Origin of the sequence: Phormidium pseudopriestleyi FRX01, assembly GCF_017313335.1 — a bacterium.
GTDB lineage: Bacteria > Cyanobacteriota > Cyanobacteriia > Cyanobacteriales > Laspinemataceae > Laspinema > Laspinema pseudopriestleyi.
Map to the genome: position 1 here is coordinate 1 of NZ_JAFLQW010000506.1, position 9082 is coordinate 9082.

Consider the following 9082-nt stretch of genomic DNA (forward strand, 5'->3'; position numbering starts at 1 on the left):
ACCCGAGGCAATATCGAGGCGAGTGCAAATCGCTTCTGCTATTAAGTCAACTGAGGCCGATCGCCCGTTTTGGAGAGAATCGCGGGAAACTCTTGAGTCAAAACAGGATTTAGGCGATCGCCTAAACCCAGGCGTTCTTCCCTCAAAAAGGGTGAAAAATGTTTCGTTCATCTGCCCGGGTTTTGCCGCCTTCTGTAGAGGATTGAATGTCAATACAGTAAAACGGTTTTTTTGTCAACTCCTAAAAGCACTGTTTTTATTGAGGCACCTTCAACAGAACTTTCAATACTTCAAGGTGTCAATAGGAGAATTGTAAAGTTTGGGTAAATGCAGATTTTTTTCCAAATCGGTATTGAGGGAGGTTTAACGACGCAATGGGGTTTGACTGTTTTAATTCAAAAAACTACGATTTTGTCAATGATAAATATACGGAAAAAATGTAAATACTTGACTCGGAAGGCAAAAAAGTCAGTATTTTTACAGAGATAATATCTTTTGTTGGGGGGATGTGGGGGCCACTGATTTCACGGATTTTCACGGAAAATTGATACCGATTGATCAGAGTTTTGCGTAATTTGGATGATTTTTTATCGCCCATCAATTCAAATCTAACTTTGAATTGATGGGCGATACCAAAGAGTCTCTAGCGGCGTTGGAGGATGCGATAATCACTGGCGGCATGGATGAAAACCGAGCAATTTCTATCGGTCAACCGAAGAAATCTTAACAATCAATATCAGATAACTCCACCACTTCATCGGGGTAGGCTTCCATCAAGGCAGGCAAAACGGGACAGGGTGGGATGTTTTGTAAATTGGCAGGTTTACTCCAGGTAAAGGGGGCTTGTTTGGCCGCAGAAATCCATAACAATCGTTTAGCGCGGGTCATGGCAACGTATAGTAAGCGGTACTCTTCGGCGATTTTTAGGTCTTCGGCTTGCTTCCAGGAATCGGCGATGGAGGGGAACTGGAAGGGTTCGCTGTCCCATTGATTGGGTGCGCTTTGGTGGTGGAGGTGAGCGCGAATTTGGGCGCGGGCGACTTCCGCTAGGGTGTATTCCCCGAGGAAATGTGCTGGAGGCGGAACCCAGAAACTTCCTGGAATCATCTTTTCATGGAGGAAGGGGATGAATACATAATCCCAATCGAGTCCTTTGGCTTTGTGCATGGTAACAATAGTGAGTTGTCGCGGGCGAGTATAAATTTTCTCGGCGTTATCTTCGGTATCGACGGGTTCAAATCGTTCTGAGGTGACAATTTCGTTGAGGACGGTGAGAATGCCGCTCATGGAAGGATTTCCGGCGGTTTGTTGGGCCAAGCGATCGCCTAATTTATCGGCGGTGGCAAGTTCGGAGGCGTCGTAATGTAAGGCTAAGGCGAGGAAGGAAATCAGTTGATACAAGGGGAGTTCCATCCGGGCGGTGAGCAAGCTTGCACAGAACCGTCTGGCTTGCAATACTGCTGGGGATTGAGGCGGTTCTAATGGACCTGGGTAGAGAAATTGTTCCGGTAAGCTAGTGAGAGCATTTAAGTCTTGGGTGGGGATTAAGTTGCGATCGACTAAGACGCGCAAAACGGTTTTTAAATAGTCGGGAGAATGGGGGCGATCGAGGAATTGCAGCAAGGCCAGCATTTCTGCGGGAACTTGAGACCGGCGATCGCTGGCGGATACATCAAAAACTTCAATACTATGTTTATCTAGCTCACATTCGATTCCATACAGCTTGGGATTGCTCATTACCTCCTGTATAAAACGCCCTTGGCGGTTTTCCCTCACTAAAATAGCTGCCGATCGCTCCTCAGTTGTCTCACTAAATAACTGCACCGCCCTCCGTGCAATCAGTTCGATAGTGTGATAAATATCCCGAGGTTGATACATCTCCAATCCTCCTCCGATGTGAGGCGGATTGGCATCGGGTTGGGGGTCGCCGCTTTCTACTGCGCGAATATTTTGCAGGCGAAAGGGTAATTTTGACTGATGACGACTATATTCTATCTCCGGTGTGCTCTGATGCTGGTGTGCATAATGACGATTCACCCAACTCAGGACAAAATTGGCCGCATTGATGATAATTCGGGTACTGCGTCCGGCTCGATCCATTGTAGCTAGGAGATTCTCGCGATCGCAGGCTTCACAAAAGCGGCGAAAATAGATCGGGTCAGCCGGGGTAAAGGTAGAATTAATCGCTTGATTGGGGTCGCCGACTCGAATCAGATTGGGCGGTGCATCGGGAGAGTCGCACTTTCGCGCCAAAATCTCTAACAATTGGGTTTGTAACGGGGACGAATCTTGGGCTTCATCTTCAAATACGGCAAATACTTGTTTTTGCCAGAGATAACAGGCACTCTGATTTTCTAGGACGCGCAAGGCGGAGAGAATCATGTCATCGTAATCGATGAACTGACGCGATCGCATCAAGGTCTCATACTGTTCATATAATCCAGCAGCGATCGTCAAAATACCATACGGATCATCGGGAATTTGTCCCTCAGATTCCATCGAAATTTGCCATAAATCTTTGGGTAATAATCCCGAAGATTTGGCTTCATGAATAGCAGTCTGGGCGAGTTGTGGCAACACATCAGTTCTTAATACAGACTGACGGCGCAACCGTTCCGTTTCCTCTCCATCAAATTGACAACCTTCTATTAAAATTTGATACCGCTGGGGATTTCCGGCAATCCAGCGTTCTACACTTTGGATGATCAGGCGATTACTTTTGTTCGGGGTGACCACTGTTATATGTTCCAGGTCCAAACTGGATAATTCGGGATGGCGTCCGGCGATCGCCAATGCTAATCCATGTAAAGTATTGACCGTAAATCCGATTTGTGGCATCGCCAGTTGTCGCAATGCGGCGCGAATTTTTAACTTCAAATTAGCCGCAGCAGAACGGGTGAACGTGACTACAACCAAATGGTGAAGATAATGCAGTTTAAAACGAGCGATCGCCAATGCGGCAGCATCCGCCATTCCCTTAGATTTTCCGGCACCTGGGACCGCAGAGACCGCCAAAGGACCGCCTCGCCAATCCGCCATTTGCTGTTGTCCAGGTCGTAATCCATTGCGGATGCGTTGTTCCGCCTCCTGGCGCTTTTGAGCGAATAGCGTCAAAGGTTTGGCAACCGATACAGGCAAATTGTTATCAAAATCATTCGACATAGTGAGCTTAAACCGGGGACAAGTCAAGAAAAGGGGGAGTCTTTATAGCAATCCTAAATGATTTATGCCCTCTCCTGCTCCCCTCTCCTACAAGGAGAGGGGTTGGGGGAGAGGTCTTCTTCCACAACTGATTTAGGATTGTTATATGAGTTTATCGTTTTCTGGGAGCGATCGCCTCCGTTTCAATTTTTGTAGCAGATTCTCCAATTCCGTAACCGTAAGGTTAGCTTAGAACTAACCCAGGACCAGACATTCATTTCCCAATCTAGCTATCCCAGGAGAAATTCCGATGAAACCGAACTTGATCCCGTCCCAGACTCATGGCAAACTCGCTCAAACCCCGATTTTACTGCCGATGTTGATTTTGATTGGTGCGATCGCCAGTTGTGGTGCCGTTCCGACTTCCTCAGAAGTGAACAAGTCCCTCGTCGCGCAGCAAGGAATGGTTCCTGCTGCGGCACCCATGCCTGAAGAATCCGCGCCGTTTGCGGGTAACCGAGTCGGTTCTGAAGCGATGGTTGGGGATATCGCACAAGCGCCAGGGGATATTCCCCAAGCGGCACCGCAATTGATTAAAACTGCCTCAATGACAATGGAAGTCGAGGCGATCGAGGAGCAAATTGCAGCCGTTAACCAGATTATTAAACAAAAACAAGGAGATTTGTTACAGTTTGAAGACAATAAACCGCGATCGCAAAATACGCGCCATGTCGTTTCAATGCAGTTGCGCGTCCCTCAACAACAGTTAGAAAATACCATTAATGCGATCGCCGAACTCGGCACCGTCATCAACCGTTCGATTACCGCAGAAGATGTTTCAGCACAACTCATTGATAACGATGCGCGGTTAAAAAATCTCCGCAAACAAGAAGAAATGGTCTTAAAAATTATGGAACGGTCCGGTTCCGTGGGAGATGTCCTCAATGCCGCCCGAGAACTCGGTACTATTCGCGAACAAATTGAACGAATCGATGCAGTCCAAGCCAATTTGCGGACCAAAGTCGCCTATTCCACCCTGTATTTAAACCTAGAATCCCCAGTTTCAGCAGCAGAACTCCCTCAAAAGTCTATCGGAAAAGAACTGCAAAAAACTTGGGGAAATGCCACAGAAGCCCTAGGGGATGTGACCGTAGGGCTGCTGAAAATCACTCTTTATTTGCTGGCATTTAGTCCATTTATCCTGTTATTTGCCGGGGGAGCATTTTTAGGTTATAACAGAATAAAGTCATCCAAACCAGACGAATCGAATATCAATCGGTAGGCAAGGGTTAGAGGGGCGAAAAGTCTGTGGGTGGCATTGCTACTGGACTAAACGCCTCTCCTACGAAGCGGGATTAACCCAATTCGCCCTCGCATCAGACAACAGAATCAACCAAAATCAGGGGCATAATCATGCATCAACCCGGACAGGTAATCAAGGCTCGCTATCGTATTTTAAACAAGTTGGGACAAGGAGGAATTGCCACGACTTATGCAGCCGAAGACCTAGATATAGGACAAGACGTAGCCATTAAAACCTTATCTCTGCATGAGTTAACCGATTGGAAAGCCTTAGAACTTTTTGAGCGAGAAGGCAAGGTGCTGTCTCAATTAAATCACCCAGCAATTCCCAAGTATTTGGATTACTTCCAACTGGATACTAACGAGGACCGCTACTTTTATATTGTCCAGGAAATTGCCCCGGGCCAATCCTTACAAGAATTAGTAGAAAGCGGATGGCATCCGACTGAATTGGATGTGAGAGAGATTGCCGAACAACTCTTGGAAATTCTGGGGTATCTGCATCAACTGAATCCCCCGGTCGTTCATCGAGATATCAAACCTCAAAATATTATTTGTGAGTCTACTGGCAAGGTGTTTTTAGTGGATTTTGGTGCAGTGCAAGATACCTATTGTCATACTTTAAGCCGGGGGGGGACGATGGTGGGGACTTATGGATATATGCCACCAGAACAGTTTCGAGGACAAGCCGAACCCGCTACAGATTTATATGGTTTAGGTGCAACTTTATTGTTTTTATTAAGCCATAAAGACCCGGCAGATTTCCCAGGAAAAAAGCTGAAAATTGACTTTCGTCCTTATGTGAAAATTTCTCCAGAATTGGCAGATTGGTTAGAGGGATTGCTAGAACCTCTGATTGAAGATCGCTTTAAATCCGCTCCGGAAGCCTTAGCAGTATTGCATTCACACCGAGAAATTATTGCTGGGCGATCGGTCAGTAATCCACAACCCGCTAAGAGTAACGTCATTCTGCAAAAAAGAAATGATAAACTATCGATAAAAATCTCCTCAAATCCTTCAAAAGCTTTGACAAGTTTAATGTTACTCTCCTTGGCAGTTTTTTTATTGACTAGGTTTTTCCCGGTGTCTTTACATTCTGAAGTCGGGGTATTTTTACTGGTTTTTTTGTTAATCTTTATTTTAAATAGTGGCTTTTTTGGTCCTAAATTCGTTGATTGTTTTGTTTTTACTCAACTAGACTTTCAGGGTAATCAATTTAAAATATCCTGGAGTTTCCTGGGATTAAGTCGAAAAATTGAGGGAAATATTCAAGATATTTTTAGAGTGGAAGTCAATAAAAAGAAAGTCCCGATTCATAACAAAAAGTCAAAGAAAAAGTACCGTTTACTCATAAGCTGTGTTTTACAAGTTGGAGTTAAATCTTACCATTTTGGGTATAATCTGACTCAGGCAGAAAAAGAATGGTTAGTTACAGAAATGGCAAATTTTCTGGGAAAACCTAAAGTTATCGACGCCTAATCTGTCGGTTTATTAGGTATAAAAAAACTAAAAATTGGGTTTTTTAGCCGACCTTTTATCGAAAACTTCTAACTTATACTGTACCCATTCTTTAAGATTGAGAAGAAAAAATCATGCATCAACCCGAAGAAATTATCAAGGACCGTTATCGGATTCTTAAGCCCTTGGGAAAAGGGGGAATTGCCACAACTTATGCAGCTCATGACTTAGATATGGGGCAAGAGGTTGCCATTAAAGCTCTGTCTCTACGGCGATTAAAGGACTGGAAATCCCTGGAACTTTTTGAGCGAGAAGGGAGGGTACTTTCTCAATTAAATCATCCAGGTATTCCTAACTATCTGGACTACTTTCAACTGGATACAGACGACGATCGCCGCTTCTATATTGTCCAAGAAATCGCCCCAGGTAAATCCTTGCAAGATTGGGTAGAAAGCGGATGGCATCCGACTGAACTTGAAGTCAGAGATTTGGCCCAACAACTCTTAGAAATTCTAGTTTATTTGCATCAAATTAGCCCCCCGGTGATTCATCGAGATATCAAACCGCCTAATATTATTCGGCAGTCTGAGGGGAAGATTTTGTTAATCGATTTTGGAGCAGTTAAAGATACTTATCGCCATACCATGACGAGCGGGAGTACCCTCGTTGGTACTTATGGATATATGGCCCCAGAACAGTTTCGAGGACAAGCAGAACCTGCCACAGATTTATATGGTTTAGGGGCAACTTTGTTGTTTTTATTAACCCACAAAACACCCGCAGATTTTCCAGAAAAACGACTTAAAATTGATTTTCGTCCTTCGGTAAATATTTCCCCTGAACTGGGGGATTGGTTAGAGCGGTTGTTAGAACCGCTGGTTGAAGATCGCTTTATCTCTGCTGTAGAAGCCTTAGCTGTTTTGCAGTCAAAAAAAGCAATAAGCAAGGTAATAAAAGAAAGGGTCCCAGAGCGATCGGCTAATCATCATCAACTCGCAGGAAGTCGTGTTTTTCTAAAAATCACTCCGGGTAAACTAGAGGTAAAAATTCCATTTTTGGGATGGAAGTTACAATCTTTATCTTTAATCGTGATAATTACAATCTTGAATGTTTATTTAGTGGCGGCGGTTTGGCTTGCCGCGATTCAATCTCTGGCTATTCTTTCATTTTTATTTTTATTGCTAGGGTTGGAAATAAAGTTATTGGGAAATTTTTTATTAAATCAATTTGGGAGAGTTAGCTTAGAGTTTGATGAAACCCAATTTTATTTAACGTGGAATTTCCTAGGGATTCAACGAAAAATACAGGGAAATATCCATCATATTTCTAGTGTGCAAGTATTTCCCACCTGGCTTTCCATACAAAATTACCCCATTATCACCTGTGCCTTACAAATGAGATTTAAAACTTACCGATTTGGTTCGGGACTGACTCAAACTGAACGAGAGTGGATCGCAATGGAAATTGCTGCTTTTCTTGGAAAACCTCACTTAATCAAACGATAATCCATTGGATCAGCGTCTGAGGTAGGAGGCAGATAGAGGCTCTCACTCCTCAATTCTAGGGGCAAGGCAACAATAACAGCAAGAGATTCCTTCTATAGTTTAGAATAGAATGAATCCGTCGAAAGAAGAGAAACCCAATATTCATCGCTAGGCAAGGGATAGAGTGGCAAAGAGTTTGCGGCATCGCTATAGCGATCGCCTCTGTTGCCATCCTAGTCTGGAAGAGGAATTAACCCGATTCGTGCTTACATCAGAAATCCGCAGAAAAGAAAGATAGGCGAAAACTCATGCACCAACCTGGAGATATTATCAAGGAACGCTATCAGATTCTTAACCTCTTAGGACAAGGAGGAATTGCCTCGACTTATGCTGCCGAGGACTTAAATCTCAGCCAACAAGTCGCGATTAAAATATTATCCCTGCGGCAGTTAAAAGACTGGAAAGCCCTAGAACTGTTTGAACGGGAAGGCAAGGTTTTAGCCCAACTGAATCATCCAGGGATTCCCAACTATCTGGATTATTTTCAACTGGATATAGAGGGCGATCGCCGCTTTTATATTGTCCAAGAAATTGCCCCCGGTCAATCTTTGCAAAACTGGGTAGAAAGCGGATGGCGTCCAACTGAACTTGAAGTCAGAGAAATTGCCAAACAACTCTTAGAAATTCTGGCATATCTGCACCAACTCACCCCTCCGGTTGTCCATCGCGATATTAAACCTCAAAATATTATTCGTCAGTCCAATAACCAGGTATTTTTAGTGGATTTTGGGGCGGTTCAAGATACCTATCGCCATACCATGACCAGTGGCAGTACCATTGTTGGCACTTATGGATATATGGCCCCGGAACAGTTTCGGGGACAAGCTAAACCGGCGACAGATTTATATGGATTAGGTGCAACTTTGTTGTTTTTATTAACCCATAAAGACCCGGCAGATTTTCCCGAAAAACGGATGAAAATTGATTTTCGTCCCTATGTAAACATTACTCCAGAGTTGGCCGATTGGTTAGAAAATTTATTAGAACCCGTCATTGAAGACCGCTTGACATCTGCCACAGAAGCCCTAGCCCTATTGCAGGGAAAACGGGAACGAATTGTGCCGCGATCGCCCGGTAATCTGCAACCTGTTGGCAGTCGAGTTGTTCTGGAAAAAACTCCCAGGCAACTCAAGGTAAAAGTCCCCCTGCCTAATGTCCAATTTCATTCTATATTTAGATTGGTATTTTCAATCGTTTGGTTAATTTCTTTAATATCTATAACTCGGGTATTTAGTGGTAACTTTTTGACCCTCTTGTTTCTTGTCCCTTTTTGGTTGCTGGGTATAGCATCCCTGGTCACGAGCCTGCGGAATATGTTGGTGTACAACACTCTAAATTTTTATAGCGATAAATTTGAAATTTCCTGGTTCTTTTTGGGGACAAAAAGAACGATTCAGGGTAATATTGATGATATTTCTAAGGTGGTAGTAAGCCCAGTAAAGGGAATAAATAGCGAAGATAAAGTCATGAATTGTGCCTTAGAAGTCGGAACAAATAGTTACTGTTTTGGTTCGGGACTAACCGCTACAGAACGAGAGTGGCTCGTCACAGAAATCGCTGAATTTATCGGAAAACCTAAATTAATCGACAACTAGGACTAAAATAAGAGTCAGAACTGGAGTAATCTAAAACTGGCT

Annotated in this window: 5 protein-coding genes; 4 read left to right on the forward strand and 1 reads right to left on the reverse strand. The window is 44.0% G+C overall.

Annotated features, from left to right (window positions below; genetic code table 11):
• Positions 1 to 723: 723 nt before the first annotated feature.
• Positions 724 to 3162: an ATP-dependent helicase gene (locus J0895_RS19225; RefSeq protein ID WP_207089619.1), complete on the reverse strand. Its 2439-nt coding sequence runs from the start codon at positions 3160 to 3162 to the stop codon at positions 724 to 726.
• A gap of 289 nt (positions 3163 to 3451) precedes the next feature.
• Here J0895_RS19225 and J0895_RS19230 point away from each other — a divergent pair, with 289 nt between their 5' ends.
• The 4 genes from J0895_RS19230 (at position 3452) to J0895_RS19245 (ending at position 9040) form a co-directional block, all read left to right on the forward strand.
• Positions 3452 to 4423, forward strand: coding sequence for a DUF4349 domain-containing protein (locus J0895_RS19230; protein WP_207089620.1), 972 nt, complete (start codon positions 3452 to 3454; stop codon positions 4421 to 4423).
• 131 nt (positions 4424 to 4554) lie between these two features.
• The gene (locus J0895_RS19235; RefSeq protein ID WP_207089621.1) at positions 4555 to 5922 is read left to right on the forward strand and encodes a serine/threonine protein kinase; all 1368 of its coding nucleotides are present in this window, start codon (positions 4555 to 4557) and stop codon (positions 5920 to 5922) included.
• A 113-nt stretch (positions 5923 to 6035) separates the two neighbouring features.
• The gene (locus tag J0895_RS19240; protein WP_207089622.1) at positions 6036 to 7406 is read left to right on the forward strand and encodes a serine/threonine protein kinase; all 1371 of its coding nucleotides are present in this window, start codon (positions 6036 to 6038) and stop codon (positions 7404 to 7406) included.
• A gap of 287 nt (positions 7407 to 7693) precedes the next feature.
• Positions 7694 to 9040 carry a serine/threonine protein kinase gene (locus J0895_RS19245; RefSeq protein ID WP_207089623.1) on the forward strand — a complete coding sequence of 449 codons (1347 nt, stop codon included), beginning with the start codon at positions 7694 to 7696 and terminating at the stop codon, positions 9038 to 9040.
• The last annotated feature ends 42 nt before the right edge of the window (positions 9041 to 9082 follow it).

Excerpts from the sequence above, each read along its gene's own strand:
- J0895_RS19225 (WP_207089619.1), bottom strand. The coding sequence starts at position 3,162 with ATGTCGAATGATTTTGATAACAATTTGCCTGTATCGGTTGCCAAACCT.
- J0895_RS19230 (WP_207089620.1), top strand. The coding sequence starts at position 3,452 with ATGAAACCGAACTTGATCCCGTCCCAGACTCATGGCAAACTCGCTCAA.
- J0895_RS19235 (WP_207089621.1), top strand. The coding sequence starts at position 4,555 with ATGCATCAACCCGGACAGGTAATCAAGGCTCGCTATCGTATTTTAAAC.
- J0895_RS19240 (WP_207089622.1), top strand. The coding sequence starts at position 6,036 with ATGCATCAACCCGAAGAAATTATCAAGGACCGTTATCGGATTCTTAAG.
- J0895_RS19245 (WP_207089623.1), top strand. The coding sequence starts at position 7,694 with ATGCACCAACCTGGAGATATTATCAAGGAACGCTATCAGATTCTTAAC.